The organism is Buttiauxella sp. JUb87 (assembly GCF_004361975.1).
In the GTDB taxonomy this organism is placed as follows: Bacteria; Pseudomonadota; Gammaproteobacteria; order Enterobacterales; family Enterobacteriaceae; genus Buttiauxella; species Buttiauxella ferragutiae.
Genome location: NZ_SNVY01000006.1, coordinates 171,456 through 195,470, shown reverse-complemented (window position 1 = coordinate 195,470; position 24,015 = coordinate 171,456). Strand labels below are relative to the sequence as shown.

The window sequence follows — 24,015 nt, the reverse complement described above, 5'->3', positions numbered from 1 at the left end:
TCAACCCTTAATTTCAGGATATTTGACTCTCATCGCCGCCGTTACTCTGTGATGTTGTTCACATGTTCCGTGTCGATGGAGGCGCATTATAGGGAGTTATCCTGAGGCTGCAAGCCTAAATATGCAGTAATTTGACTGACTGCTGCAATCCCCAGCAAAACCCCGCCTTATACGCAGTTGTGCACAAAGTTATCCACAAAACTGATCGACTCTCCTTGATAAACTCATCTCAAAGTCAGTACTAACGTAATCAGCAACACCAGAAACGCCCCATGAAGACGCATTTTTCTGCCTCACCGCTCATTTATATCCTTCGCGAAGCCGAGGTTGGCGTTCCTAACCGAGAGATCTGCCTTAAACATTCCACCTCCTGTTCTTCCTTCTATATATAGAAGGCGTAAGAAGTTTGGCGACATGGAGAGATTGGCTTTTGATGGCGGCAACATCGTGCGTGAATGCATCCGGTCTTTCTCAAGTGAACAGTTGTTACAGCCGAGCCACGATGAACCCCACACGCATCGTTCCTTTATAAGTACACTTCGGGCTTTCGGTACTACCTGCTTTCGGCCTGCGTCGATTCGCAGCTGTGTTATCAACTTAAACACCGCAAAAATGTAAAACGCATGCGAACCGGTTTACCTATATAAATGTACGCTGCACGATGATGTCTTTGTCGACCTGTTCGTGAACTGCGTGATGGGTGCCTGGCGCGTAATAAAGAAGGAAATCGTTAAGCCGGTGATTTTCGCGGGGAACCCGGCTTGGGTGTTGCGGGATGTAGATTAGCCCAACCACAAGGATGACTTTGCTTTTGCTTGAGCAAGGAGTTCCGTTTTATCTAGGTCAGATAGCTTTCCCCAACTTAATGTCAGCTCTGCTAATTGATCATCGACCATATAGAAATAAGCCAGTGGGACATCTAAAGCCGTAGCAAGCTGCTGCGCAATCTCGATGTTGGCTTGGTGAACACCCTTTTCATAACGATTGATGCGCGTGCTCGCCACAAACTCATCTATCCCGGCAAGAATGCCAAGACTCTTTTGTGAGAGACCTTTAGAAATACGTGCAGCTTTTAGGCGCTGGCAGAAGATATCGGGGTAATTGATAGAAGTTTTCATGGCTACGATAGTCGTAGCTTTACAGCGTAGCAGATACTACGAGTAACGTAGTCTGGTAATAGATTGCCATCAGACGCTGATGTTTAGCGGAGCAGTGCCAAAACGTCTTCCTGTAATTGCGAAGATGAACGGCTAAATAACAAAATCATCTCTGCCAGTTGCTCATCTTCCGTATAGAAATAGGCAACAGGAACATTTAATACACAAGCCAAATGCTGTGCCGTTTGTATATCCACCTCATGAATTCCAAGCTCATAACGATTGATTCGAGCACTCGCAGCAAACTCATCAATACCCGCCAAAACCCCCAGATTACGTTGTGATAACCCACGCGCAAGCCGTGAAGCTTTGAGCCTTTTGCAGAAGATTTCACGGTAATTTGGTGTAGTTCTCATAACTACGATATTCGTAGTTATTCTTTAGACACGATACTACGAATAACGTAGCATTGATTTGTAGCTGTTCCATTTACAGGAAAGACTCAGGAGGGAATCATGACAAACGGTTGGCACAACGCAGACATTATCGCGGGTTTACGAAAGAAAGGTACGTCGCTGGCAGCGCTATCTCGGGCTGCTGGATTGAGCTCATCTACCCTAGCGAACGCTTTAACGCGCCCCTGGCCGAAAGGGGAATTTTTGATAGCCGAGGCGCTAGGGATACATCCAAGTGATATTTGGCCGGAGAGGTATTTTGGTGAGGATGGGGAGCCGTTTGATCGAGCGAGTTTAATTAGAAAGGTGAGATCATAGTTGAAAGGGCTCAATTCTCCTTGAGCCCCACGAAGAAGGCCATGTGTTGTATGTGCATGGCTTTGCATACAATTTCCGTATTTTTATCACTTGTATTGCAGCGCTCATACTGGTTTGTAGCGTATTTGCTGCTCTCACCGTTTTTAACTGCTGTGATAAATATAATCCGGTTGACTTATGTTGTCTGAAAAAGCGAGAGGAGCCTTGCGGGGACTGGATTTTAGACAAAAAAAGACCTCAGTTGAGGTCTATTTACATACTAATGGTGCGAAGGCCGGACTCGCACATAACAATTAATCCTTTGATTTAAAAGAAATAAAAAATAACATTTAGATAATGTACCAACATCGATACCAACACATTAAATCGTTGATTTTGGGACTCGAATCGGGGCAGGCCCTACTTAAAAAGATACTAACAATCGAGCATGTCTCTGTTGCTATGCATCAACCACATCCAATACCGTTTCGCTTATTTTACCGATTTCACCGCTTATTAAATGAAGTAATCCCTACAGCCAGTATACTTGCATAGCCTCTCACAAGGCTCAAATTTCTAAGGTAAACTCAGGACCCTGAGAACGAAAAAGGAGAGAACATGCGGGCAGGAATGAAGGAAAAAATCATCCGAACGTGTGAGGCAAAAATTGCGGCCAATGGCAGTAATGTAGGACTGTCGTTCTATGCTTTTTTTGCCAATAAAAATGATGACCCAGAGCTGCTGATGGGGGTGGCGCAATGGTGGATTATGGATATGAAACTGGATCATTTTGAAAAGGCTGAAAAGATAAAATCCCTCGTTTTAGCCATGTAACAGACCCGTCAGTATTTGGGGTTACGGCTGAGGTAGTTTGCTACCCCGATATTATGGTTAATATCACAGTGGAAAGGAGGAGGTATCTATGCGGACAGTTATAGTGCTGCCATACGATAAGCAATGGCCGCTGATGTTCGAGTCTGAAAGTTCGCTGATACAGGCATTGCTTGGTGTGGTAGTTAAAGGTGTTCACCATATTGGTAGTACGTCCGTGCCTGGTTTGGCAGCAAAGCCAGTTATCGACATACTGTTGGAGGTTCTTGGGGTAAACGAGTTAGACAAATGTAATTCCGTAATGACTCAAGCTGGATACATTGCGCGTGGTGAGAACGGAATTAGCGGGCGCCGATATTTTATTAAGGGTGGTGATAAGCGTAGCCATCAGGTGCACGCATTTGCAGTGGGTGATATGCAAGTCGTTAAGCATCTGGCTTTCCGTGATTATCTAATAAAAAACAGGGAAGAAGCAGAGCTATATGCCGATATAAAGCGTGCTGCTGCGTTAGCAAGTAAGAACGATGCTCAACGCTACAGTGAATTAAAGGCGGGCTTTATAGAGCATCATCTGCAGCTGGCACTCGTTGGTTTTGAACGATAGATAGACTTCGTCACTCAGGTGTTATGGTTAACATAGTGACAGGGCTGTTCAGGTGACGTAGGGCCAACATGTTCAATTCATGATTTCATCCATACCGAAAAAGTACTTTAATGTGAGGCTGTCGGTATGAAAACGCCATGGCCTTTCCTGGCATTTTTGGACCATTGTTCGCTTCGAAGTCCTCTATGTGCTGTGAGTTCAATTGGTCGATGCAACGCTATCCTTAAACAAGGAGGGCGTTACCATGAAACAAAGATCCCGCATTTACTACACGCCAGAACAGAAAGCGATTATCTGGGACAGGCATAAGCAAGGTGATTCTTTGCATGAAATCGCCAGAATGTTCGACAGATATCACTCTTCTATTATGCCCACGATTTACCAAACGGGTAGGTACCGTCCTCCAACTCGAAAACGGAACCGGTTATCTCTTTCGCTTGATGAAAGAGAGGATATATCCAGAGGGCTGGTAGCAAAACACAGTATCAGGGAAATAGCTGATAAATTATCAAGAGCCCCTCGACTATTAGCCGCGAGATACAGAGGCATGGAGGCGCAAATCAATACCGTGCAGCAAAAGCTGATAAGGAAGCGTGGAACAGTACCCTCAGACCTAAACCTTGTAAGCTAATTGAATGCCCCGCATTGTGTAAAATCATTGCGGAAAAAATGCATCAGGGCTGGGCACCAGAACAAATCGCCGGTTGGTTGAAACGCTTTTATCCCGATAATCAGGAAATGCATGTGTCACATGAAACGATTTATAAAACGCTTTTTATACAAACCCGGGGAGCATTAAAAAAAGAACTACAACAGTGCCTCAGAAGCGGAAGAACAGTGCGTAAATCCAGAACAACATCGCTTAAAGGGAAAGGATTAGGGTCAATCCCTAGCGCGATACCCATAAGCGAAAGGCCACCTGAAGCCGCAGACAGAGCCATACCGGGTCACTGGGAAGGTGACCTGATCCAGGGCTCGAAAAACTCTTATATCGTCACACTGGTAGAACGCCATTCCCGCTTTGTTATGCTGGCAAAAATCAGTGATAAGAAGACCTCCACAGTAATATCAGCACTTATCAGACAAGCCCAAAGTTTACCTGCAGAACTGTATAAAACATTAACCTGGGACCGGGGTGCTGAAATGACCAACCACATCATGTTTACCGTAGCCACTGATATACAGGTCTATTTTTGTGATCCTCAATCCCCCTGGCAGCGTGGTTCAAATGAAAATACGAACAGATTGCTCAGAGAGTATTTTCCAAAAGGGACAGACCTTTCAGTTCACAGCCAGCAAAGATTAAATAGTGTTGCCAGGCAACTTAACGAGAGGCCGAGAAAAACACTAGACTTTGAGTCACCCGCAGAGCGATTTAACCAGTGTGTTGCATCCATTAGTTGAACTCACAGCCAAGAATGGACATTCAAGAGTCTGGAATAGCACTGCCACAGACACTCTTTAACGAACGATTTAAATCCATAGTGATTACTGTAACTACTGGTGCAGAATTTACCCACATAACTCTGGCTGTTTTTTTAAAATTAATTTTTATTATTTGAATGTTTTACAACGGAAAAGTTAAAGTGAGGTTGTGGTGAATATTTTAGAATGATGTTCACCTTGTTTTTTTCAATCAAAGTGGCGACATCTATTAAATACCACCACTTTGGTGATAATGCTCTAGCTGATCAGGTTGGATATTTTGTAATTATACTCATCATCATTTCCCTTAGAAAGAAAAGTATTGAGGATGGAATGTGTTTTGTTATAAATCTTAATATTTATGTTTTCATCGTTTATTATGTGCAAGTGATTGGCATGGTTTTTTGCCCTAGGGTAAACTCGCCAAGAAACGAATTCACTCGATATATCTTTAACTTCATGCTCCGAAAACATGAATAGCCTACCATCTTTGGATTCTATAATGGTTCCGCAGCCTGAGGTTCTCACTTTAATTAACCCTGAGGAACGACCCTCCAATGAAATATCCCTTTTCTCACCAGATATATTATTTTGAGCTAATATTCTATCGTCTTTATTTAAAATAAAATCGCAATCACCACTAGACCAGCCATATTTATAACTTTCCTTTAACTGCATAGTTTCAGGAGGCTTATTTAAAATTGCTTCAACATATTTCCTGTAGGCTTTCTTAGACAACTCTCCAGAAATAACATGTTCTTCTTCATATTCTTTTGATATTTCACTTTTTATTGCTGCGAATAAATCATTAGACTCAACATTATTTCTATTCTCAATCTTACAAAACTGTTCAACAACGAGAGTATCTGAGTTAATGAAAAGGTTATCATTCATCCAATCTATATCGATACAACTGCTACCGGATACTTTAGATTCTGCAGGTAGTTTAATTCCATATTTTAAAGTTGAAGTAAAAACACCTTCACGGCCAACTGCTAAAGCAAGTCTATTATTTGTATTAGGAGATATAGAGAAACTTTTCATGCCGAAAACTTTTTGCATTTTTCTCTTGTCAAATTCAGCAGTAATATGGTTTGTATTTATAAAATAAACACCATCATCACCAGAGAAATATAATTTATTTGAGAATAAGTTTATATCGGATGGCCAAGTATTAATATCGATAGAATCTTTTTTCAGCGAAAGAAGCTCACTTCCACTAATATTGGTGTCTATTGTATGCGCTGAACCATTCTCATTCCTATTATCTTTTGAGTATTTTAAGATAAAGCTAGCATCGCTAAATTTGAATCCATTTCTTTTTAAGATAAAATCACATAAAGAGTTCCAAGAATATGATGTGAACCTAAATTCAGAATCAAGGAGGTATAAAACCCCAGAGTAAATAAAAGAATCTATGAAGTCCCCTTCTATTTTAAGATCAAGCGCAAGATTTGACATAACCTCTCCCCTTTCTGAGGTCTGAAACCTCTTTTTTTGAAAAAAACTTAAGCCTCTTCCATTCATCCAAAATAGTTGTATGCGGAACATCATGTGGCGTCCTTTCCGCTGTCACTGGATAGCCATGCCATTCATTATTATGATCTGATTTAAATTTTGCGATGTATGCATAATTCACATCGGTTCTTCCGATTATGTTTTTTTCACTCGTCGCTGGTGTAACATTCACCCACCAATAACAATTTTTATCGCATACATAATTTTCATCAACTGATTCCCAAAAGTAAATTTCTTCTTGAGCTTCATTTACTAACCATATAGTTTTGTCTGATTCTGGTTTTGTATTCCTATGTTTCGGGTTACATTTGTATTTCTTTTCATTAGAGGTTGAAGCCTGAATTTTTGTATATTCGCTCATTCTCAACACCAAAAAAATGTAAAATGGTTTTATAACAATAACATAAACTTTTAGCAAATAGTTTATTGCCTTAAATTTCAAGCGGTATCGTCAGGGCAATACCGATACCCATGTCCACTGTTCGCTCATAGCTGCCCGTCAATTTGGGTTGCTCTGTCCCGGCTTTCTGTTGGAAACGACCAAGTAAAATGCGAATGGGTGATCAAGTGAATGCGAATACCCAAATCGTTTCGATAATGGTCTGAATAATACCCTTACGGATGCTTTTACGCTGACCTCTGGAATATTGCTGGGAAAAACCGGCGAGAGGTACAAGCTTAATGTCCACGACCTCCGACATCCTGTTCAAAGATATCCCCGCTTTTGACAATGCCGTTCCACCGAAAAAAACCAGTTGATGGGTATCAAAGGCTGGAGGCTGGAGCAATCGCAATAACTCAACGATGTAATAATCTTTCGCTACAATTTCAACAGAATCAATGCCCAGAGCATCTGGCAACGTCCGGGAATAGCTTTGTTAAATCATCCATTTAATTTGCTGTTCCCTACCGACAATGCTCTCTTAAAACGTGGTGAGGTTTTGATTTCCTGTGACGCAGGGATCTGAGTGGATTTACCGCTATTGTAGGCGCTTGTTGCTCCTACCAGGCGGTAATCTACTTTCAGACGATCCAACGCTTCAATCACTACCGCAGCGGAACCTCCGGGAGCAGCAGGCATCAATTTACCGGTAATCGCATTTTGCCGCGCTTTGGTGTAGTCGCCATAGCCTACTTTCAGCAATAGCCCTTCCTTCACCAGTTCATGCAGTGCTCTGCCAATTTGGTCGTAGCCAGCAAGATCTTTGAAATCGTCACGAGTGAAAACATAACACTTTGAGCGTTTCAGTCGTGACTGATTACGAGCTTTGTAGTCATGTTATCCTCCGTTGGTCATTTCTTCATCATGGCAAACATCCGACACTTAACTTATCTTGTAGCGAGTATTCCCGGATAGTGTTTCGCAATAATGTCATTCATTCGGTCAATCAACTCTGGGCGCTTAAACGTGATATGCGCACTTCCCTTCTGAAAATAGCGGATAGAAAAATACGCATCGTCGAAAATTTTCGGGGTACTTTGCTGGTTAATGTGTTCACTCAGTCTGACCGTCACATCGTGGCGGTTTTCCGGAATGGGTTTTCCATCTAACAGAAACAACATACGTTCAAGGTCAGCCAGTTGATCCCGCCGCCATCCCCAGTTGAGCCGAAAACCCCAGCGGTTGTGATCCACCAAGCTATTGACGATGATCTTTTTGCCGAACTGACACGGGTTGTTGGATTTGTAGTCCCAGCTCAATCCTTTGAACACGTTGATGATGCCACGTTCAAACACATCTGCTTTGCTACTATGCAGTTGCTCAAAGGTACTGAGAATATTGGCTTCGCTGATCTCAGGAATATCGTCACCTTCAAGATTATTATCCCACTGCTTACGCGCCTGAGCGTCCATCAGTGCCAGCATCCCAGATTTTTGCATCAGGTCACGCCAGATGCTGCGATCTAGATTGCGGGTTATCGTACTCATTGCGGTTTTCACATTTTCCATGAGCCAACAGCCACAACGAAACTCCTGACGCATCGCCCAGTCACGGGCTGTTTTACCTCCAATACTGCTGGTCAGCGTAGAGATCGCATCAAGTTGCTGGATCAGTTCCTCAATCTGTTTCAGTGCGGCATTGCGGCTCGTTACGGTGCGTTCAATGCTGGTTGAACTGATGATGTCGGTATGGTCTGTTAAAACATCCGCTTCTACGCAGTGTTGTTCTGACATGATTTTCTTTCCTTTATATACAAATACAAAGCGCCAGCCGGATGAGGGCTGGCGCTTATGCGTATTGTGTTGTCTGGTTGGGGGATGTTGCCTGTGGTCAGTAGAGGTTTTTTGTTCCGGTTGATTGATAACGAGGTGATACACGCTACCCGTCGAAGGTGGTAAAACCGGGGAGAATATCGCCAAAGACATCAAAGTGAATGGTGCTGATACCATAGTGGCGCATCAGCGTCACAATCAGGCGGCGGCAGGTTTTCGACAACCCGCGACGTTTCAGACGCAGTAGTGGGAATGCCCACGCATCCAGCCGTATCAGATAGCCGGAGCCCGTGTAGTGGACCCACTCCGCATCACCATAATCCTGATATTGCTGAGAAAGCTCGTGCAGCAAGGTGTTATCTTCATCGGTGATATGGGCCGTACTGCACTGAATGCCGCTGACTCTGGCGGTCGTTGGCAGAGGATCTTCAACAATAATTTCACTTGGCGTACTGGCAATGCGGAGCGTGTAACCGTTGTCGCTAATGACATCAATAAGCTCATTGATTTCAATGCCATCCACATCTACGGCAATTTTGCCCATATTAAGCGCCAGGACATTAATGCTATCGGCTTCAACATTCATTGATATTTTCAATGGTGTTGCTCCAGCCGACTCACTTTGCTACGTGTAATATCACTCACAGCTTTATAACCACTGCGCTTCATCAGACCGGTGGCTTGTCTGGCGCGGAGGATATCGATTGGGGTGATAAACGGTGACTGCTCCATTATGTTAAAACCAGGCCGGTCAGTGCGCACCAGCTCATATTTTTCCACCAGGAAGTTTACCGCATCGCTGAGGGATATTCCGGTGTCAATATGCTCGTGGATGGTGGTTTCATTGCTGAACGGGGTATCACTGAGTGTGAGTCCATAGTGCTGCTCGAGCAGATGCGTCAGCAGCTGTTGCCATATTTCGACAGGCGACGGGCAGGTCTGTGCCGCCCGTTGCGGGGTTGCTAAAGGTAAAGCTTGCATGGGTTGGGTTCTCTTCAGATTAACGATGTTACGTAATGGGTATTGCTAAGAAGGTCGTGCGGGTTATTTCGGGCTTGTCGGGTAAATAGTGAGATAGAGATAACCATGGCTGCCCAGGGTATCGGCTTCGCAGGTCAGGCCATTGCAGTGCAATGTAACGCAATGCTGACTGCGGGGATTGACCTCACCTGAGTGCAGCCTGAGTTCAAGCTCTTTGAGCATCAATGGAAACACCTGGTCAAGCCGCAGTGCCTCATCCTCACTGAAGGCACCGTTAAAGCCAGCACGATCAGCCAGAAAATGTAGACGGTTGCCTTCCTGCACCAGACGCGCACCAAAACTGGGGGTTACTTCGCGATTTAATCCCCATTGCAGGCATGGGGTGTTCTCCGGTGATGTACCGGATGAGGCGACAGATTTCATTTAAGTGTTCCTTAATGACTGAGAGATGTGATTAATTCAGAGTCACGCTGCGAAGAATGGCATATGGGCCAGTCCGGTCCTGACGACGCTCAACAAAAACAGCGAGTACACCGCTGATATCCTGAACTTCCCGTCCGTAGTAATGGCAGACACTGCCATGCCACTGGTAATGGCCTGTACAGAAAGCCGATAACCTCGATTCAGGATGCTGGCGATAAATATGCATCGCCTGGCGCTTGCTGATGATTTTCATTCTTCACCTCACAACCAGCCACGTTCCGCAAAAGACACCACTTCGTTCCCAACAACGAGATGATCCAACACTCGCACTTCTACCAGTGCCAGGGCTTTTACGATCCGCTGAGTGATATGTTTGTCCTGCTGGCTGATTTCTGTCGTACCGGACGGATGGTTGTGCGCCAGAATGACCGCAGCGGCGTTATGCTTCAGGGCAGATTTAACCACTTCACGGGGATGCACCTCGGTATGGCTGAGTGTGCCGGTAAACAGCGTTTCTCTCTCCAGCAGACAATGCTGGTTGTCGAGATACATCACGATAAAGACTTCCCGCTCCTGATGAGCCATCTGTAGTTGCAGCCAGGTTTTGGTGAAGCTGGTGGCGGTAAATGTCTCACTCGGTTGACGCTGATACTTTTCAAGCAGGCGTAGCGCACGACGAATAATGCGCTGCTCATTAGCCAGAAAGACCGGGGATAACATCAGTTCAGACATGCTCAATCCTTAATCAATAATCTGCATAATGGCAGCACATTCCGGATGATGCAGCGCGTAATCCCGCAGACGGTAATAGTGCTCCGTCATCGCATCACACTCTGTGCGGCAGGCATGGTGACTGAATACCAACAGGCAGATGGTAATCCCTGTCGCTTCACTACTGAGTTCAGCATCGTTGCCATTGAATGCGTTAAACAAAGGCCAGGTTTCATCACTGTCGGGGGCTATAAACGCTCCGCCATTACTGAGCGTGTAGAAATTCCAGATACCGCCGCAGTAGTCAGCGCACATCCGGTCAAGCCAGGCAAAGATGCGTGGCTCCAGCAAGATCCATTGTGGAATGGTGCCGAAGTGCTGCGGCCAGAAACTGGCGCGGTATTCATCTGGCACGAGAATGGCCGAAATAGTTGCCGGGTTAACCGTCCGGGATAAGGTGGACGTATCAGTCGTAGGCGTTGTTGAGGTCTTCATGGTAAACAGCTCCGGATATAAAAAAGCCAGCCGGTAAGGGCTGACGGGAATGGTGAGTGGTTAAGTGCACTGATAAAGAATCACAGATTGCGAATACCATGGCAGGCGATATAGCGGTTCATCATGGCTCCTGCATCAGGCTCAAAATTCCATGCCCGCCAGAGCATTTCGCCGTTGTGACGTACGACCAGGCGAAAATGGGTGCACTGGTCTTCTTCAATCGCGACATTCTGATACTGTCTGGCGATTGCTTCGGCCTGTTCGCGTGTGAACGGGCCGGAAGGAAGCAGCGCGATTTCTTCGATGCTCACAGATTAAGTTCTCCCTTTTTCAGTGCGTATGTGGATGCTCGAGAAATTCCAGCATGTTTTCCGCCATCACCCACAGGGCGCGATTGAGCTTCACATCACCGTCGATACCTTTAACTGCACGAGTATGGGCACGCTTACCTTTGGTCGTTCGCCCCGATAGCCCACCTTTAATCAGGTTTTCCTGAATACGCTGGTAAGTGGTCCAGAGGTCATTACTCTCGTCCTGCCAGCGGCGCGAGGAAAGGATTTGCGATTCCGTCACCGGCTGATGTTCTTCACCAAAGCGATACGTTAATGCCGCTTTCGCCATTGCCTGCTGGGCGGGCGGCGGCAACATCAGCGACTGCATGGCATCGCGTTTCTCTTCCACCCGGTCAAATATCCCCAGCACTTCGTAAGCCCCTTCAATGACTTTCTCCACTACGTTGCCTTTATGCGGCACGCGCACCTCACCCAAACTCTCACCGCAAATCAGCCCATTCTGGCAAACCGATCTGAATAGACCCGGCAACATCTGGTAAGAACTGGAGCCATCATGGCTGTTAAGCAGGATAATTTCTGGCACCTGTTTGCCGGTGATTTGCCCTTCACGGCGCAGGCGAAGCATATGTTTGGTGTGCTCTCGCTTGCTCGGGTCGCGCACTCGGGTCTGGCAGGCAAAGAATGGCTGGAAGCCTTCACGCTGCAGGTTTTCGAGTACGGTAATGGTCGGTATCCACGTATAGCGTTCACTGCGGGATTCATGCTTTTCTTCGCTGAAGACACTCGGTACATAATGCGCCAGTTCATCACGGGTTAACGGACGGTCGCGGCGTATGAGGTTCACCGCACCGAAGCGGGAGGCTAATCGGGCCATCGTTTATTTCCTGAAATTAGGGGGATAAAAACCAGAAAGGCCATGCGTCCCGAAGGAGGCATGGCCTGCTGATATGTTGATACTGAGAGGGTAAAACCGCTGCAAATGCCATTACAGGCAATCAGGCGGTTGAGCGAGACTGCGGCTCCGGGGGCTGATTTTTCAGAAAGGTGGTACGGGCGATACGCCCTATCGTCCGGGTGGAGGCAACATCTACTGCACCACTGACTATTCCTCCTGCCAGGGGGACCAGGCGGATAAACTTCCCGGCACTGTTCATTCCGGCACGCGCGGCCATCAGGACCAGCGTTTTCTCTACAATCTGCTGCGTGAGGGGCGGTGTCCAGCGTTCGGTCATCTGTATGGTCAGGTCCTGCAATAACGCTTTTGCCACGTTGCCGCACAGGCAAAGCCCCGCCAGAGCCCGGATGCGTTCATCAGACAGGCGATGTCCGCCAAGGCAGGCCACCGCAGCAACCAGACGGGTCTGCAGAAACAACACGCTGGTGAGGTTGAGCGGGAGCGTAACCGGCATTGCCACCACGCCCCCCACACCCGACAGAAAACCGCTGCTGCCTGCCTTAATACTCTCCCAGTGGATCATGTGACGAACAGCCATCAGCGCGTCACCTTTCGCATCATCCAGGTAGCGCTCTGCCAGCGTTTCAGCCGATTCTATTCCGGCAATACCACTGACGGCCCGGTCGTAGAGCCAGCCCATCAAGGCGGCAAGTCCCTGAGGAGGCGGAACAGCAATAACCTCCTCCAGCTCTTTGGGACCGATATCATTCTCCGACTCATCGTTTTCTTCAAATTGCATGTGAACGCCTCTGTTACAGATAAAAATACAGCCCGACGGCATCAGCGGGCATAAAAAGCAGAAAGGCCATACTTTTCAAAGAAAGCATGGCCTGTCGGTACATTAATGAGGGCGGGTGTTTGTCGTGGTCAGCGCCCGGCATAGAGGATTTCGGCACCGGCAACACCCCCGTCGGCATTAATAAGGATACGAATACGCTGATAAGCGCCGTTGGCGGGCTCCATGACTGAGAATTCCAGCACATGCAGCGTATTACCGGGAATAACCGGGTCTTTAATGTCTTTTAGCTGTTTTGGTGCAGTCCAGTCAGCTTCCTGCGCTGAACCTTCACCCAGCATGGCGTCATAAACACTGGCTGCGGTTTTCACGGCAGCCTGCTGGTCATCTTTGCTGATGGCGGCAGACGCCAGGGTTGAACCCAGTAAGCCCGCACTTAACATCATGACCTGTAATAAATATTTCATCTTGTACTCCTTTCTGGACTATTTGTTCATGTTCATTAATTCGCCCAGGGACAGGCGATTTTTTCCGGTGATGGCTTCTCCGGGCTCTGTACGCTGCACATCCTGCTCAGTGAGTCTGTTATCAGGGGCAGCACTACCATTCACCACCGGGCAGACTTGCGCATAGTTGCCGCGTTTCACGGTGGTATTCACTTCACCATCGCTGGTGGACAACCTGATTTCCGTATTCTGCTGCAACTGGCTGATGGCACTTTCCATCCCTGCTTTGCTGTCAGGCACCATCATCCAGCGGCCTGACGCATCGTGGCAGACCGCTTTTGCCGTCATCGCCTGGCCATTAAGCAGCAAAGAAATAACCCGGTTCTTATCCTGCAAGCGGTACTGACGACAATCTTCATTCAGCGAAAACAGGATGAAACTGCGGTCCGTGCCGGTGGCAACCAGCGTGCGGCCATCATCGGAAAGTGTCCGGCAGGATTTGCCTGATATTTCCCATTGACCGGCGTTAAGTGCATGCGCGGATAACGGAGCCAGGCACAGTGCCATCAGGATGCGACGGGTGCCGGTTAGCGTATTTATTTTCATTGTGTCCTCATTGTGTTGTGGGTCCGTCGGATGACGGGTATTTAACGAAGGGCTATCAGCTTTCGTATGTAAATTTATGATCGATAAAATCGATCGATTTATAAATATTGATCTGTATAATCAATTAATATTGATTACACATGACATTCAGAAACAAGCATCGCACTGACGTAATGACTTGTTTTGTTGATGTTTTTAAGGATTAGCCGACTGGGTGAACTCAGATGACGGGAGATAGCATGAAGAGATGCGGAAGATGTAACCGAAAAAGAGGCATCATCAGCCGCCTTCTGGGGCTGGATAGCGATTATTGCGATAACTGCCTGATGCTAATAAACCAGGAAATAAGAGAGAAAAGAACACGCCCAGCCTCTGATGACCGTCGTCAGCGTAGCCCTTCCCGATAGCATTTTTCCCCGCGGATACCGTCCGCCTGTGACAACCCTGCCGAACCGGCCATTTCTGAACCCACAGATGAAAAAACTTACAGATATCAGCATCATCATTCCTGCTTTCAATGCGCAGGACTATATTGGTCATCTGGTGGAGGAACTCCTCCGGGAAAAGGCCATCAGCATTGAAGTGATTGTTGTGGATGACGGCTCCACCGACGGGACAGCAGCGATATTGTGCGCAATCACTGATGAGCGACTGGTCGTTATCAGCCAGAAAAATCAGGGGGTGTATGCTGCGCGAAATGCCGCACTGGCCATCCATTGTGGAGAATGGGTGGTATTTCTGGATGCCGATGACCAGATTACTGACGCATTTTTGCAGGAGCGACTACTCATCGCCCGACAGGAAAATGCTGACGTTGCCATTTTCAATGCCTGGCATGCCGACATCACCGGCTCACATCGGCATCCGGTCCATCGCAAGCAACCCTACAGGCAGAGACTCACCGGGTATGCATGGATACGCCATTGTGTTTCACAGAAGGAATGGCCGCATTACCTGTGGCTGCAGATAGTACACTCCTCGTATATCCGGGAAAATAACCTGCGCTTCCAGGAAGGGAAAAGTCACAAAGACATCCTCTGGACCCTTCATCTTGCCGCCGCAAATGGTCTGTTCTGTTTTGCCGACAAGAAAGATTATATCTACGTGAACAATCATGCTTCGATTACACATCGTCAGGATTATTACGATATCCGGGCGCACAGCTATATTGACGTCATCAGCGATATCATCACGCTTTCATCAAAGCCGCAGCACCATGAGATAAAACGCGCACTGACCCGACATGCACTGGTTGAATGCCGACATTTTCTCGGGCTCTACAGACGTAAAATCACCGACCGGCAGTCAGTCCGTTCCTCTTTCAGAAAGCGAATAGCGCTGAGTCAGTTGCTTGCAGGAGCCCGCAGCCTGAGCGATATCTTTTTTCTTCTGAAACTGGCAGGCAAAATCTACCTGTAACCCTCACGCAATGAGCGCACTTCCGCTCCATCAGGACGGCGCCAGTTTTTGAATGCAGTGAGAGTACTGGTTCCGGTAAACAGAGCGTTACCAAACAAAGGCGTCATTTTCTGTTGTCTGGTTATTATCTGTACCCATCGCTGTGGTTCGTGTGTCCAGGCAGTTAAATCACTGGTGAGACAGGCAGCTGGTAAAGCGCGTTGCACAGTGAGCTCTTGCTTGCACCGCTTTTGCCCATAATGCCAATCACGGGCTCGTAGTTAATGGATTGCTGCAAACGGGAGAGAATACGATCAGTAGCCTGTTGGGGTAAGAGATTAAGGCTGGTCCGTATAATATCGTTAGTATCCTGTGGTTCGGTAATTTGAGGCATGGTTTACTCCTGTGAAAAGTCACACCGGAAGATGATTAACCGGCTATTCACATGAGTAATGTGGGCGTAAAAAGATTTGGAATTAATGATTTCCAGATAAGTGTTAAATCTGTTTTCAGAAAAAATTCAGATAATTATGTTATGCCATAAAATGACTAACTTCCGAGTAAAATAAATCAACTAACTTACAAATTCTATCTTATTTTGTTCATTTTCTTCTTTAATTTATTTGTTAAGTTATTTATCTGACATTCATGTCGGATTGGTAATATAACTATATGGTTATTATCGTAGTTAATGGTATTGTTAGTTATTGATGATTAACCATACACATCAATGATAATTAACTTTGAGTAAGTAATTTGTATTCTCTCTGATTACTCTTAACGCATTACCGTCACTCATAATAATAACCTGGTTAAATTTAATTACTGTAAACTTCATTCAGGCCTTATACGACTTATTTGCATCGTCATGTAATATACTCGTCTTTGCAACCCTTAACAGGAAGATATCCATGTCAGTTACAAGTTCAGTGAGTGTCAACATTGCCAGCTATGGCCCCTCTAATCCCCGGTATCTGCGTCGTATTCGGGAAACGCTGGACAAAGCCCTTAATCAACATCCAAGAACATTGCTTCTTCGCTTCGATCTTCGTTTGCCCACCAAAGACAATCTAGTTTACAGGGATGATCCCGGCTTGATTAAACGCTTCATGGGGTCTTTACAGGCGCAGATAGTGGCCGACCTGCGGAGCAAATCACGCACGGGGAAACGGGTCCACCCCACCAACGTCCGTTATATCTGGTGCAGGGAGTTTGACAGACAACAGCGTCAACCGCATTACCATGTGGCCCTGTTGCTCAACAAGGACGCTTATGCTTATCCGGGGCGCTACAAGCCCATCAATGGCGAATATACTCACTGCCTCGCGGTGATGATAATGGAAGCCTGGGGAAGAGTATTGAATCTTCATGCCGGAGGCGATTATCGTCCGTTCTATCCATTGGTCGAGTTCCCGGAAAACAGTTATTACCATCTGGATACACATCACCCTGATGTTAACCGGCAATGTGGTGAGGCGATAGCCAGGGTCGATTATCTGGCGAAAGAGCACAGTAAAAACAACGATGATGGTTTACGTAATTTTGGCTGCAGTCAGTATTGAGCTTATTTTCTGGTGATAATATGAAATCTCACCGTTTAAACATATTCCGCTACAGGTCATTAACGTTTCCCCTGCATTATGTTATGAGCAATGGCCAGTTGTATTATCTTGGTGAACGTGGGCCAGTCCATTGACAAGTTTCTCATCCTAAACTCAACGTTATATTGGCAAGATTGGGCAGGGATAGAAGGAGGAAATCCATCACCAGTATGATCATCAGACCTGCCGGGATGGATAACCGAAAGAGAAAAGGAGACATCACCCAATCAAAAATGGCTGCTATAGCTGCTAAAATAGCAATTTCAGCAGCACTAAAAAAATAGATACGATTATCTTTGATTGTTTACTAACCAGCGGTCAAACATGACTCCTGTGACAGCATGGCTTCCGAATGTGACCCTTTGCATGTCTATTTGAACGTTAACACCACTTAATCGCCTCAGGCACCTCCCGGCAAATCGGATAAGTCAACCCACCTGACGTTGTCACAAGAATAATCGCGTGTCTGCACTATCGAATAAGGGCAAGTATACCCGCCCAGACATACGAAACCATTACGAAGCATGCCGGCAATATACTGCGCACTGGAATGGTTGATATTTATAATGCAGCACAATCCCTGATTAATAAGCTGATTGAGCACAGGCGTTAATTTATCGATATATCTGAGGCGTCCCGGGCCAAACTGGAGTAGTTCATGTTTAGGAAATGGAACACCATTTCCCTGAATAAGCTTTTTGTTAATAAAGCACCATAGTGCCCTGACATCGGATTTAAACCTGGATTCCTCTGACATTGGATAAAACAGCGAACTTGTCTGTTGCAGATGCCATTCTACTATCAGCAGTGAATTCCTTATTCGTGATGCGTGGATAATATTTGTATAGACCAAATCAGTAGTTAAATCGTTCTTTGCCGGTTTGACAGAAACCACTTCCATTATTGCTGCAAGCCTTATTGCCTGCTCTGTTGCTTTCGACGCAAAATCACGGATATGTGCATATCGCCCGCCAGGTGCTATCGCTCGTTCGATTTCACATTGTCTTTCCTGAAGGAGCTTTTTCGCGCTATCTGATAGTTTTAGCTGATCTTTAGGGATCGTATTATCATAAAAACGCGACTCCAGTAGTTCCAGCAATTCCCACAATCTGTCATAAAAAGGCGTTAATATGGCATTCAGCCCTTCTTCATCAATACGATGACTACGCTGGCCTATTGAGCTCTTTACCCGCGTAACAAGGAAGCGGGGGAGAAATCCACTGCCCTTAGCAACCTCGCCATGTTTTTCTAAATAAGCCATAAAAACATCATTCTGTATCAACAATGAAAACATCAGACTTAACGGGAGCTCATAGCTCTCACCATCCGCTCTGTTGAAAGAGTAGGTTCCGCCATCCCATCCCGTGTTCAGTAGCCCCAAATGATTTTTTAAGCCACTTCTGAAAAAAGGTATCGCTTCATCCATGATAATGCCGGCTTCAGCATGCTGACTCAGGCCCTGAATAAGCGCTTTGAATGTGACATCCTGATAAATAAATTTTGGTTCTACCGGTCTTTCAGGTTCGCTTTTATAGTGTTTTTCCAGTTGGATTTGAACATCTTCAACGCCATACCCTTTTTTTATAGCCTGCCTGAGATTTGCATTGAGTCCCTGCAATCCAGTTTTCCAGATAAGGTGCTCATTTTTGTATCTGGCAAGCTGCCTGTTGTACTCATGTTTCATTTTTTCAAGCTGCTGGTGAACTGGTTTCATAAACAACCTGGACAAAAATGTTTTGCCTTCACCTGACTCAGCCAGCGTCAGAAGATATAAAGAGCAAGGTCCTGATGCACCTGTGTAAGGCGATATAATGCGAACAAGGTATTGGCTGATAATGGACAGGGTTGTCATGAGCACACTTACAATCAACTCTATTGGCATGCCTGTGAACAGGTTTACACGCTCAGCCGTGTTTTTTAATAGTTCAGGTAGACAATGAACAGGGAAAGACCCCTCGTGTTCTTTAGTGGCATGATTTCCCTGCGTGCCCGGCTGGTTTTTTACACGAGAATAGTTGCTCTGGTTATTCATTTATGGCTCCTTTGTAAAAGGCGTAATCAGGCCAGCCAAATAACACTGGCTATACTTTGTTTGTATTTAATTTTTAATATATATACCTACCAGGTTATTATCTGGCAGCGACACGCTCTTCGATCCATTTTTCAAACTCACTTTTCTTCCATCGTGATGAACGCCCCAGTTTTATTGGACGGGGAAACATGCCACGCCTGATAATGGAATAAAAATACTTATCACTAAGCCCGCTATGTGCTGTGATGTATTTCATGTCAATAAGCTGATCTTCTTCTGGCGAGATAACACGATTTTGGCATGGTTTATCACTCTCAGTATTCGGGCCTTTTGCTTTATGAGCAGAGCATTTTTTCACTTCCTGGTCTATTAAAACGCTTTTCTCCTCAGTCTGACATTCCTTATGCTGAGAGACTGAGTCAACAGAATGCAGATGGCGGGAAATTGAGCAGGCCAGTTCACTCATCCGAGTTTTGCTACTGTGATGTTTATGCATTTTCTTCCTCCTGGTTACTATCAGGAGCACTCTGCTCCGGATGAGAGGAAATCTACAAAATTCGACCGGTTGCGGTCTACTGGCCAGAATTCAGTTTATTTTATCGTTTTTACCGCCTACCGCATTTCTGGTTGTTGTGACATGTAATGAACTGACACAATAATTTAACATGCACCCCGATGACGTACAGGCTGATTGGTAAGCATCCATCAATTTGAGCTCTTCTCCAGCCTGTGAAGCTTCAGGTACCTTCCGGCATCGGCTATTGCTGCAATGACTGGCATGACTCAGCCCGGTTGATGTTTGAGAGATATCCCGAGATTGATTCAGGGCATTTAAATTGGGCTGTATTCCCTTCTGGTGAGCTGCGGCCCGGAACCGTCGTTTAACATGGCATGTCTTTTTTTTGTTCCCCCGGATAGAATTGCGGTAACACCAAAGAAGACAGGGAGGATGTGAATATGTTTGACAAAAAAGGTCTGAAATCGGCTCGAAAATACATGGATGAACTGAATAAGCAAGGGAATGCATCCCCCACCCACTATTATATTCGGGAGTTCGGCCATCTTCCCGGTTTATCCACGTTCATTCTCAATGGTGACTTTTTGCAGGAAGTGTGGGGCGATTTTACTCAGCCAGAAAAGCGATTTATTGCTCACCTGTATGAACAGTATTATGTCTGGCGATATTTTTTGTTAAACATCAGAAAGCGAGATAATAAATCGACCTGTATTACTCCGTTGCAACAGGCGGCATTTGAAAATCACTGGGATGCGAATGATTTTTTTTCTTACCTGCTTGAGGAATTGACGACGTTTGAGCAAATATCGGAAGGACTGGATCGTATTAAGAATTTTGAAAAATACCAGCCAGCTGACGCCTTTGAGGCATCCTGCTATTTTTTCCTTATCGCTTATCACTACCTGAAAGATGAAAGCACCCGTATGGAATACCAGAATGCCTTATCTGAAGCACTTGAGCATCAGGGTGAGTTTCGGGGCTGGGCTGCGGCAATGCTATATAAAAATGAGCTTTATGAAAAATTTGAAAAAAAGGATAAAGACTTAGGAATATTCAAATTGAAAGCAACGTCATTACTTGAAGAATGGTATATTAATTCTGGCAGTGGAATATTCAAATCAGATACCGAGGTTCAAAGTAGATTAAATGAAGAATTGCTTAAACTCAACAATGAAATTATGTCCGGGCGTGAAGATTTTTCCACTTCAATTAAAAATTGGTATGATGCAAAGAATCCTGACTTTAAAACCCTGATAAAAAGACTGGTACACAAATAACGCTAGTCATACTCACATCCAGAACATAGCTGGTAAGAAAATAATACTATCTGGGGGTATTTTCAGTGATTCAGGGTATGTGCTTATTGGCTACGAATATTAAGCGGTTATCATGTATTGATTGCCGCATTTTTCGAGTGAAGAGGTGTTTCACCTGCACGATGGCGGATTTATGAAAAGTCATCATATTTTTAATCTTCCGGGCAACCTGTAGCGGGCCTTATACACTTCAGTGGCATTCTTTACCACTCTGCGGTATAGGCTGACATTTTAATTATATGTTCTTCAATTTCATCCATACCTGACAGCGTTGCCCCTGTCGGGTATTTCCCATGCCTGTCGAAAATGAAAACTCGCTGAGAATACGTACTATGTAAACGAGGCTAAATACGATTCTTTTACAACCCTGCTTAGAGTGTACCTAGGCGCTTTTCACGGGTGTTGTAAGACGCTGAAGGTTGTGACTGGCGTGCAAGGGCAATTGACCAGTTGAACAAAGCCACATCGATCCGTTGGCATCTTACGAAACCTGCCGATATCCGGCTGTTTGAATCGGTATGCCAGCGTCTTCAGCTATGCATCAACAACTTCTCACCGGAAGGCCAGCTTTGCGCTCACACCGCCTGAATCCGCTGCCCCGTAATATTTTTGAGGTATAGGTATGAAACAAAAAGCAGCCAAAAGCGCCATCGATGAATTCGGTAACCTGGTCAGTGCTGAAGATTTCCGGTTTCCATCAGCGTGGAAACTCTACTGCTTTCACTGCAGCCGCCCGATGACCCTCGTGCTTCCTCAAGGTGACAGGGCAGCGTATTTCTTGCATGACATCGCCTTGTTGACTCCAGGTGATTATATTGCCTGCCCCAATTTGGAAGCACTGCAGACTCCGTAATCAATTTACACAGGCAGCGGGAATGCTCTCTGTTAAACCATTCGTATCATCTTTCCCATTGCCCTAATTCCCCATTTTCAGAAGAAAGAGAAACCGATGATTCATTACGGTGAAAAAAACACACCCCGAACACGTACTGACAATACCGATGTCGTACTTATCCGGACAACTCTGCAGCAGGCAACGGATCATTATCCACGTCTGGCCGCTCTAGATTTTACGCTTCAGCATACAAATTCTCATCCAGGCGGAGATATACAACAAAACCGTGCTCAACTACTTCGCTTCCATGCTGAAACATATTGTCGTATCGGAGAATATGCAAAGGTGCGGACCAATTCAGGAAAGCTGTCTCAGCCCACGCTTCTGCGCTGGCTTTGGGAGGAGAAACATGTGTCTGCATGCAGGATGATGATGCTGTTCAATCTGGGGGTGTGCTATTCCCCCCAGTATGATGTTTCACCGGACGAGGAGATGCAGGCAATGATATCGTTGCTGATGTCAGCATGGAGGGATGTGGAGCCCGGTGGGAAGCTGGTGGAGATGACGGAATACCGGGCTGAGAGGACGAAACCAGTGGCTTTTGGCAAACACTATTCAGCCCTGCGCGAAGCTGCTTTGCGGATGGCCTCCCCCGTCGCTTTTGGGCGGAGCTTCCCTATAGCCTAATCTTTAAACCTTAATCACGCTGATTCTTTGCCATTTTTGCCTTCCCTCATTCAGCCAGACAGAACCTCCGTTCCGCCATCGCAAACTGACTTTCGCTTGTCACTGACCACTGGTAAAGCCACCAACTGGGCGTGGCGTTTAACAAGCTACGCATCCAGCATGAACGGACGAACCAACTATCAGATTGATAAATGCAGCTTCACCGATAATGGCGAATCGCCTTATCCTTATATTGAACGGCAATGAGGATAAGTGAGATAATTATGTCATCAGACGCAGGCCGGCGCTAAAGAGCCCCTGCGTACGCTGACGGGAACGACCCGACTTGTTTAAGGATAGCGTTGCATCGATCAGTTGAACTCACAGCGAGAAGTGGAAGTTAGACAATCGTGAATGGAAGTTATACAGCTTTGACATGTCAAAGTGATCTTTTCCATCGACGAACCTCACAATCCAGTATACTTCTAAACTCTCCCTTTCCTTTTTGCGGTCTATTTTCAAAAGAACTTTAAAGCACTCATCTACACGTTTTTATTGCCGATAACTTTAGTATCAAATTCACGTCATACAAAATACTGATGACCTGCAGGCAAGGGATAACATGGAACTGATTGATTACGATAAAAATGCACTTCAGCAAATCCACGACTGGAAAAACCCACCGCGCAGTTTTCTGGCTAAATCATTTGAATTAATCAGTAAACCTCTAAACAGCGCCGGTGAGTTGGTTCTTTCAACACCTGTCGTCGGCGAAGCCATTCAATCTTCGGTGCAAGGTCTGGTGGGAGTCTGTAACGATGCCGCGCTGTGGTCAGTGCGACCAGAGGCGATTTTCGAAGAGTTCCGTAACGACGGGCACATCCACATCAATCACTACGAAGATATTGAAACGTTACGTCTTGAGGACATCGATAAAACCGTCGGCTGGCTAGCAGCCAAATACAAGGGCATCGCACTGGCGGAAGGTGCAGGCACGGGCGTGATGGGGATTGCAGGGATGGCCATCGATATACCTACTCTCATTACATTGAATCTGCGAGCCATCGGAGAATATGCGACGTATTACGGTTTTGATATAACCCGTCAGGAAGAACGGCTTTTTGCCTTTAACATATTAGGGTTCTCTTCTGCTTCATCGACTATGGCGAAAAACGTCGCCATGGCGCAACTGGTAAAAATATCGCAGCAGGTTGCCAAGAAAGTAGTCTGGGAAGAGTTGGAAAAACAAGTGTTTGTGAAGATTATTAAGCAGATTGCCAACAGCCTGGGGATTCGTCTCACAAAAGCAAAACTAGCCCAAACGATTCCTATCGCAGGCGCGGCCGTTGGCGGCGGTTATAACGCCTATTTCACCAGTAACGTCTGCGATGCGGCCTACCACCTTTATCGCGAGCGCTTCCTAGCAATAAAATACGATCCGTCTGTGATTGATCTCACGGTAAAGCCTGCGGATGGTTTTTTCCCCGGCGACGGCGATCCGGTTTTCGAATGAGCAAAAAAACGGGTCGTTATTCGACTCATTTACCGTGCGAAAGCCTGATT

At 45.9% G+C, this 24,015-nt stretch carries 30 protein-coding genes and 2 pseudogenes; 11 read left to right on the top strand and 21 right to left on the bottom strand.

The window, feature by feature from the left end; translation table 11 throughout:
- Positions 1 to 782: 782 nt before the first annotated feature.
- Positions 783 to 1,118, bottom strand: a complete 336-nt coding sequence (locus EC843_RS18995) for a helix-turn-helix transcriptional regulator (protein WP_133522873.1) — start codon at positions 1,116 to 1,118, stop codon at positions 783 to 785.
- An 83-nt stretch (positions 1,119 to 1,201) separates the two neighbouring features.
- On the bottom strand, positions 1,202 to 1,513 hold the full coding sequence (locus tag EC843_RS18990) for a helix-turn-helix transcriptional regulator (RefSeq protein WP_064540312.1): 312 nt from the start codon (positions 1,511 to 1,513) through the stop codon (positions 1,202 to 1,204).
- A 99-nt stretch (positions 1,514 to 1,612) separates the two neighbouring features.
- Here EC843_RS18990 and EC843_RS18985 point away from each other — a divergent pair, with 99 nt between their 5' ends.
- From EC843_RS18985 to EC843_RS18970, 4 genes and pseudogenes are all read left to right on the top strand, one after another.
- The gene (locus EC843_RS18985) at positions 1,613 to 1,870 is read left to right on the top strand and encodes a helix-turn-helix transcriptional regulator (RefSeq protein ID WP_133522872.1); all 258 of its coding nucleotides are present in this window, start codon (positions 1,613 to 1,615) and stop codon (positions 1,868 to 1,870) included.
- 597 nt (positions 1,871 to 2,467) lie between these two features.
- Positions 2,468 to 2,683 (top strand): DUF6500 family protein, encoded by a 216-nt coding sequence (locus EC843_RS18980; RefSeq protein ID WP_133522871.1) that lies wholly within the window; start codon positions 2,468 to 2,470, stop codon positions 2,681 to 2,683.
- A gap of 88 nt (positions 2,684 to 2,771) precedes the next feature.
- The gene (locus EC843_RS18975) at positions 2,772 to 3,284 is read left to right on the top strand and encodes a GrpB family protein (protein ID WP_133522870.1); all 513 of its coding nucleotides are present in this window, start codon (positions 2,772 to 2,774) and stop codon (positions 3,282 to 3,284) included.
- A 244-nt stretch (positions 3,285 to 3,528) separates the two neighbouring features.
- Positions 3,529 to 4,688: pseudogene (locus EC843_RS18970) on the top strand (IS30 family transposase).
- Between the two features lie 279 nt (positions 4,689 to 4,967).
- On the opposite strand, the gene EC843_RS18965 reads toward EC843_RS18970, so the two are convergent.
- The 16 genes and pseudogenes from EC843_RS18965 to EC843_RS18890 form a co-directional block, all read right to left on the bottom strand.
- Positions 4,968 to 6,170 (bottom strand): hypothetical protein, encoded by a 1,203-nt coding sequence (locus EC843_RS18965; RefSeq protein WP_133522869.1) that lies wholly within the window; start codon positions 6,168 to 6,170, stop codon positions 4,968 to 4,970.
- Positions 6,151 to 6,588, bottom strand: coding sequence for a hypothetical protein (locus EC843_RS18960; RefSeq protein ID WP_133522868.1), 438 nt, complete (start codon positions 6,586 to 6,588; stop codon positions 6,151 to 6,153). Before EC843_RS18960 ends, EC843_RS18965 begins: the two co-directional genes overlap by 20 nt.
- 223 nt (positions 6,589 to 6,811) lie before the next feature.
- Positions 6,812 to 7,118 (bottom strand): annotated as a pseudogene (locus EC843_RS18955) (nucleotidyl transferase AbiEii/AbiGii toxin family protein); the annotation flags it as partial.
- Entirely contained in the window at positions 7,111 to 7,476 is a 366-nt protein-coding gene (locus EC843_RS18950) for a DUF6088 family protein (protein WP_133522866.1), read from the bottom strand. The gene EC843_RS18950 and the pseudogene EC843_RS18955, both read right to left, overlap by 8 nt.
- An 80-nt stretch (positions 7,477 to 7,556) precedes the next feature.
- Positions 7,557 to 8,402 carry a DUF4942 domain-containing protein gene (locus EC843_RS18945; protein ID WP_133522865.1) on the bottom strand — a complete coding sequence of 282 codons (846 nt, stop codon included), beginning with the start codon at positions 8,400 to 8,402 and terminating at the stop codon, positions 7,557 to 7,559.
- Between the two features lie 145 nt (positions 8,403 to 8,547).
- Positions 8,548 to 9,039 (bottom strand): DUF5983 family protein, encoded by a 492-nt coding sequence (locus EC843_RS18940; RefSeq protein ID WP_133522864.1) that lies wholly within the window; start codon positions 9,037 to 9,039, stop codon positions 8,548 to 8,550.
- Complete coding sequence (locus EC843_RS18935; RefSeq protein WP_133522863.1) at positions 9,036 to 9,422, bottom strand: TA system toxin CbtA family protein; 387 nt, start codon at positions 9,420 to 9,422, stop codon at positions 9,036 to 9,038. Before EC843_RS18935 ends, EC843_RS18940 begins: the two co-directional genes overlap by 4 nt.
- Positions 9,423 to 9,485: 63 nt before the next feature.
- On the bottom strand, positions 9,486 to 9,845 hold the full coding sequence (locus EC843_RS18930) for a type IV toxin-antitoxin system YeeU family antitoxin (RefSeq protein ID WP_133522862.1): 360 nt from the start codon (positions 9,843 to 9,845) through the stop codon (positions 9,486 to 9,488).
- Positions 9,846 to 9,876: 31 nt separating this feature from the next.
- Positions 9,877 to 10,098 carry a DUF987 domain-containing protein gene (locus EC843_RS18925; RefSeq protein ID WP_133522861.1) on the bottom strand — a complete coding sequence of 74 codons (222 nt, stop codon included), beginning with the start codon at positions 10,096 to 10,098 and terminating at the stop codon, positions 9,877 to 9,879.
- 8 nt (positions 10,099 to 10,106) lie between these two features.
- On the bottom strand, positions 10,107 to 10,577 hold the full coding sequence (gene radC, locus EC843_RS18920) for a DNA repair protein RadC (protein ID WP_133522860.1): 471 nt from the start codon (positions 10,575 to 10,577) through the stop codon (positions 10,107 to 10,109).
- Positions 10,578 to 10,586: 9 nt separating this feature from the next.
- Positions 10,587 to 11,051, bottom strand: coding sequence for an antirestriction protein (locus tag EC843_RS18915; RefSeq protein WP_133522859.1), 465 nt, complete (start codon positions 11,049 to 11,051; stop codon positions 10,587 to 10,589).
- 80 nt (positions 11,052 to 11,131) lie between these two features.
- On the bottom strand, positions 11,132 to 11,356 hold the full coding sequence (locus tag EC843_RS18910; RefSeq protein ID WP_133522881.1) for a DUF905 domain-containing protein: 225 nt from the start codon (positions 11,354 to 11,356) through the stop codon (positions 11,132 to 11,134).
- 25 nt (positions 11,357 to 11,381) lie between these two features.
- Positions 11,382 to 12,218, bottom strand: coding sequence for a DUF932 domain-containing protein (locus EC843_RS18905; RefSeq protein WP_133522858.1), 837 nt, complete (start codon positions 12,216 to 12,218; stop codon positions 11,382 to 11,384).
- Between the two features lie 121 nt (positions 12,219 to 12,339).
- A complete protein-coding gene (locus EC843_RS18900) occupies positions 12,340 to 13,038 on the bottom strand; it encodes an EcsC family protein (protein WP_133522857.1) in 699 nt (232 codons plus the stop codon).
- A gap of 128 nt (positions 13,039 to 13,166) precedes the next feature.
- Positions 13,167 to 13,502 carry a hypothetical protein gene (locus tag EC843_RS18895; protein WP_133522856.1) on the bottom strand — a complete coding sequence of 112 codons (336 nt, stop codon included), beginning with the start codon at positions 13,500 to 13,502 and terminating at the stop codon, positions 13,167 to 13,169.
- An 18-nt stretch (positions 13,503 to 13,520) separates the two neighbouring features.
- Positions 13,521 to 14,087 (bottom strand): hypothetical protein, encoded by a 567-nt coding sequence (locus tag EC843_RS18890; protein WP_133522855.1) that lies wholly within the window; start codon positions 14,085 to 14,087, stop codon positions 13,521 to 13,523.
- 474 nt (positions 14,088 to 14,561) lie between these two features.
- Between EC843_RS18890 and EC843_RS18885 the strand changes: the two genes are divergently transcribed.
- Positions 14,562 to 15,506 (top strand): glycosyltransferase, encoded by a 945-nt coding sequence (locus EC843_RS18885; RefSeq protein ID WP_133522854.1) that lies wholly within the window; start codon positions 14,562 to 14,564, stop codon positions 15,504 to 15,506.
- A gap of 163 nt (positions 15,507 to 15,669) precedes the next feature.
- On the opposite strand, the gene EC843_RS18880 is transcribed toward EC843_RS18885, so the two are convergent.
- Positions 15,670 to 15,879, bottom strand: coding sequence for a hypothetical protein (locus EC843_RS18880; RefSeq protein WP_243739164.1), 210 nt, complete (start codon positions 15,877 to 15,879; stop codon positions 15,670 to 15,672).
- A 517-nt stretch (positions 15,880 to 16,396) separates the two neighbouring features.
- Here EC843_RS18880 and EC843_RS18875 point away from each other — a divergent pair.
- A complete protein-coding gene (locus EC843_RS18875; RefSeq protein WP_243739163.1) occupies positions 16,397 to 17,047 on the top strand; it encodes an inovirus Gp2 family protein in 651 nt (216 codons plus the stop codon).
- Positions 17,048 to 17,486: 439 nt separating this feature from the next.
- Here EC843_RS18875 and EC843_RS18870 read toward each other — a convergent pair whose 3' ends face one another.
- Both EC843_RS18870 and EC843_RS25015 read right to left on the bottom strand, forming a co-directional pair.
- Entirely contained in the window at positions 17,487 to 19,118 is a 1,632-nt protein-coding gene (locus EC843_RS18870; RefSeq protein WP_133522853.1) for a YfjI family protein, read from the bottom strand.
- Between the two features lie 97 nt (positions 19,119 to 19,215).
- Positions 19,216 to 19,614 carry an AlpA family phage regulatory protein gene (locus EC843_RS25015; RefSeq protein WP_347813654.1) on the bottom strand — a complete coding sequence of 133 codons (399 nt, stop codon included), beginning with the start codon at positions 19,612 to 19,614 and terminating at the stop codon, positions 19,216 to 19,218.
- A gap of 461 nt (positions 19,615 to 20,075) precedes the next feature.
- Between EC843_RS25015 and EC843_RS18860 the strand changes: the two genes are divergently transcribed.
- From EC843_RS18860 to EC843_RS18845, 5 genes are all read left to right on the top strand, one after another.
- Positions 20,076 to 20,912 (top strand): hypothetical protein, encoded by an 837-nt coding sequence (locus EC843_RS18860; RefSeq protein WP_133522852.1) that lies wholly within the window; start codon positions 20,076 to 20,078, stop codon positions 20,910 to 20,912.
- Positions 20,913 to 21,573: 661 nt separating this feature from the next.
- The gene (locus tag EC843_RS18855) at positions 21,574 to 21,804 is read left to right on the top strand and encodes a hypothetical protein (protein ID WP_133522851.1); all 231 of its coding nucleotides are present in this window, start codon (positions 21,574 to 21,576) and stop codon (positions 21,802 to 21,804) included.
- 96 nt (positions 21,805 to 21,900) lie between these two features.
- On the top strand, positions 21,901 to 22,473 hold the full coding sequence (locus EC843_RS18850) for a hypothetical protein (RefSeq protein WP_133522850.1): 573 nt from the start codon (positions 21,901 to 21,903) through the stop codon (positions 22,471 to 22,473).
- Positions 22,474 to 22,569: 96 nt separating this feature from the next.
- On the top strand, positions 22,570 to 22,719 hold the full coding sequence (locus EC843_RS24595; RefSeq protein ID WP_166642079.1) for a hypothetical protein: 150 nt from the start codon (positions 22,570 to 22,572) through the stop codon (positions 22,717 to 22,719).
- Positions 22,720 to 23,074: 355 nt separating this feature from the next.
- Positions 23,075 to 23,965 carry an EcsC family protein gene (locus EC843_RS18845; RefSeq protein WP_133522849.1) on the top strand — a complete coding sequence of 297 codons (891 nt, stop codon included), beginning with the start codon at positions 23,075 to 23,077 and terminating at the stop codon, positions 23,963 to 23,965.
- The last annotated feature ends 50 nt before the right edge of the window (positions 23,966 to 24,015 follow it).

What these genes read in the sequence shown, in the direction of transcription:
- EC843_RS18975 (WP_133522870.1), top strand. Translation starts at nt 2,772, where the DNA reads ATGCGGACAGTTATAGTGCTGCCATACGATAAGCAATGGCCGCTGATG.
- EC843_RS18915 (WP_133522859.1), bottom strand. Translation starts at nt 11,051, where the DNA reads ATGAAGACCTCAACAACGCCTACGACTGATACGTCCACCTTATCCCGG.
- EC843_RS18945 (WP_133522865.1), bottom strand. Translation starts at nt 8,402, where the DNA reads ATGTCAGAACAACACTGCGTAGAAGCGGATGTTTTAACAGACCATACC.
- EC843_RS18935 (WP_133522863.1), bottom strand. Translation starts at nt 9,422, where the DNA reads ATGCAAGCTTTACCTTTAGCAACCCCGCAACGGGCGGCACAGACCTGC.
- EC843_RS25015 (WP_347813654.1), bottom strand. Translation starts at nt 19,614, where the DNA reads ATGCATAAACATCACAGTAGCAAAACTCGGATGAGTGAACTGGCCTGC.
- EC843_RS18980 (WP_133522871.1), top strand. Translation starts at nt 2,468, where the DNA reads ATGCGGGCAGGAATGAAGGAAAAAATCATCCGAACGTGTGAGGCAAAA.
- EC843_RS18880 (WP_243739164.1), bottom strand. Translation starts at nt 15,879, where the DNA reads ATGCCTCAAATTACCGAACCACAGGATACTAACGATATTATACGGACC.
- EC843_RS18870 (WP_133522853.1), bottom strand. Translation starts at nt 19,118, where the DNA reads ATGAATAACCAGAGCAACTATTCTCGTGTAAAAAACCAGCCGGGCACG.
- EC843_RS18895 (WP_133522856.1), bottom strand. Translation starts at nt 13,502, where the DNA reads ATGAAATATTTATTACAGGTCATGATGTTAAGTGCGGGCTTACTGGGT.
- EC843_RS18930 (WP_133522862.1), bottom strand. Translation starts at nt 9,845, where the DNA reads ATGAAATCTGTCGCCTCATCCGGTACATCACCGGAGAACACCCCATGC.
- EC843_RS18990 (WP_064540312.1), bottom strand. Translation starts at nt 1,513, where the DNA reads ATGAGAACTACACCAAATTACCGTGAAATCTTCTGCAAAAGGCTCAAA.
- EC843_RS18885 (WP_133522854.1), top strand. Translation starts at nt 14,562, where the DNA reads ATGAAAAAACTTACAGATATCAGCATCATCATTCCTGCTTTCAATGCG.
- EC843_RS18850 (WP_133522850.1), top strand. Translation starts at nt 21,901, where the DNA reads ATGATTCATTACGGTGAAAAAAACACACCCCGAACACGTACTGACAAT.
- EC843_RS18965 (WP_133522869.1), bottom strand. Translation starts at nt 6,170, where the DNA reads ATGTCAAATCTTGCGCTTGATCTTAAAATAGAAGGGGACTTCATAGAT.
- EC843_RS18900 (WP_133522857.1), bottom strand. Translation starts at nt 13,038, where the DNA reads ATGCAATTTGAAGAAAACGATGAGTCGGAGAATGATATCGGTCCCAAA.
- EC843_RS18890 (WP_133522855.1), bottom strand. Translation starts at nt 14,087, where the DNA reads ATGAAAATAAATACGCTAACCGGCACCCGTCGCATCCTGATGGCACTG.
- EC843_RS18925 (WP_133522861.1), bottom strand. Translation starts at nt 10,098, where the DNA reads ATGAAAATCATCAGCAAGCGCCAGGCGATGCATATTTATCGCCAGCAT.
- EC843_RS18875 (WP_243739163.1), top strand. Translation starts at nt 16,397, where the DNA reads ATGTCAGTTACAAGTTCAGTGAGTGTCAACATTGCCAGCTATGGCCCC.
- radC (WP_133522860.1), bottom strand. Translation starts at nt 10,577, where the DNA reads ATGTCTGAACTGATGTTATCCCCGGTCTTTCTGGCTAATGAGCAGCGC.
- EC843_RS18905 (WP_133522858.1), bottom strand. Translation starts at nt 12,218, where the DNA reads ATGGCCCGATTAGCCTCCCGCTTCGGTGCGGTGAACCTCATACGCCGC.
- EC843_RS18960 (WP_133522868.1), bottom strand. Translation starts at nt 6,588, where the DNA reads ATGAGCGAATATACAAAAATTCAGGCTTCAACCTCTAATGAAAAGAAA.
- EC843_RS18985 (WP_133522872.1), top strand. Translation starts at nt 1,613, where the DNA reads ATGACAAACGGTTGGCACAACGCAGACATTATCGCGGGTTTACGAAAG.
- EC843_RS18855 (WP_133522851.1), top strand. Translation starts at nt 21,574, where the DNA reads ATGAAACAAAAAGCAGCCAAAAGCGCCATCGATGAATTCGGTAACCTG.
- EC843_RS18860 (WP_133522852.1), top strand. Translation starts at nt 20,076, where the DNA reads ATGTTTGACAAAAAAGGTCTGAAATCGGCTCGAAAATACATGGATGAA.
- EC843_RS18995 (WP_133522873.1), bottom strand. Translation starts at nt 1,118, where the DNA reads ATGAAAACTTCTATCAATTACCCCGATATCTTCTGCCAGCGCCTAAAA.
- EC843_RS18845 (WP_133522849.1), top strand. Translation starts at nt 23,075, where the DNA reads ATGGAACTGATTGATTACGATAAAAATGCACTTCAGCAAATCCACGAC.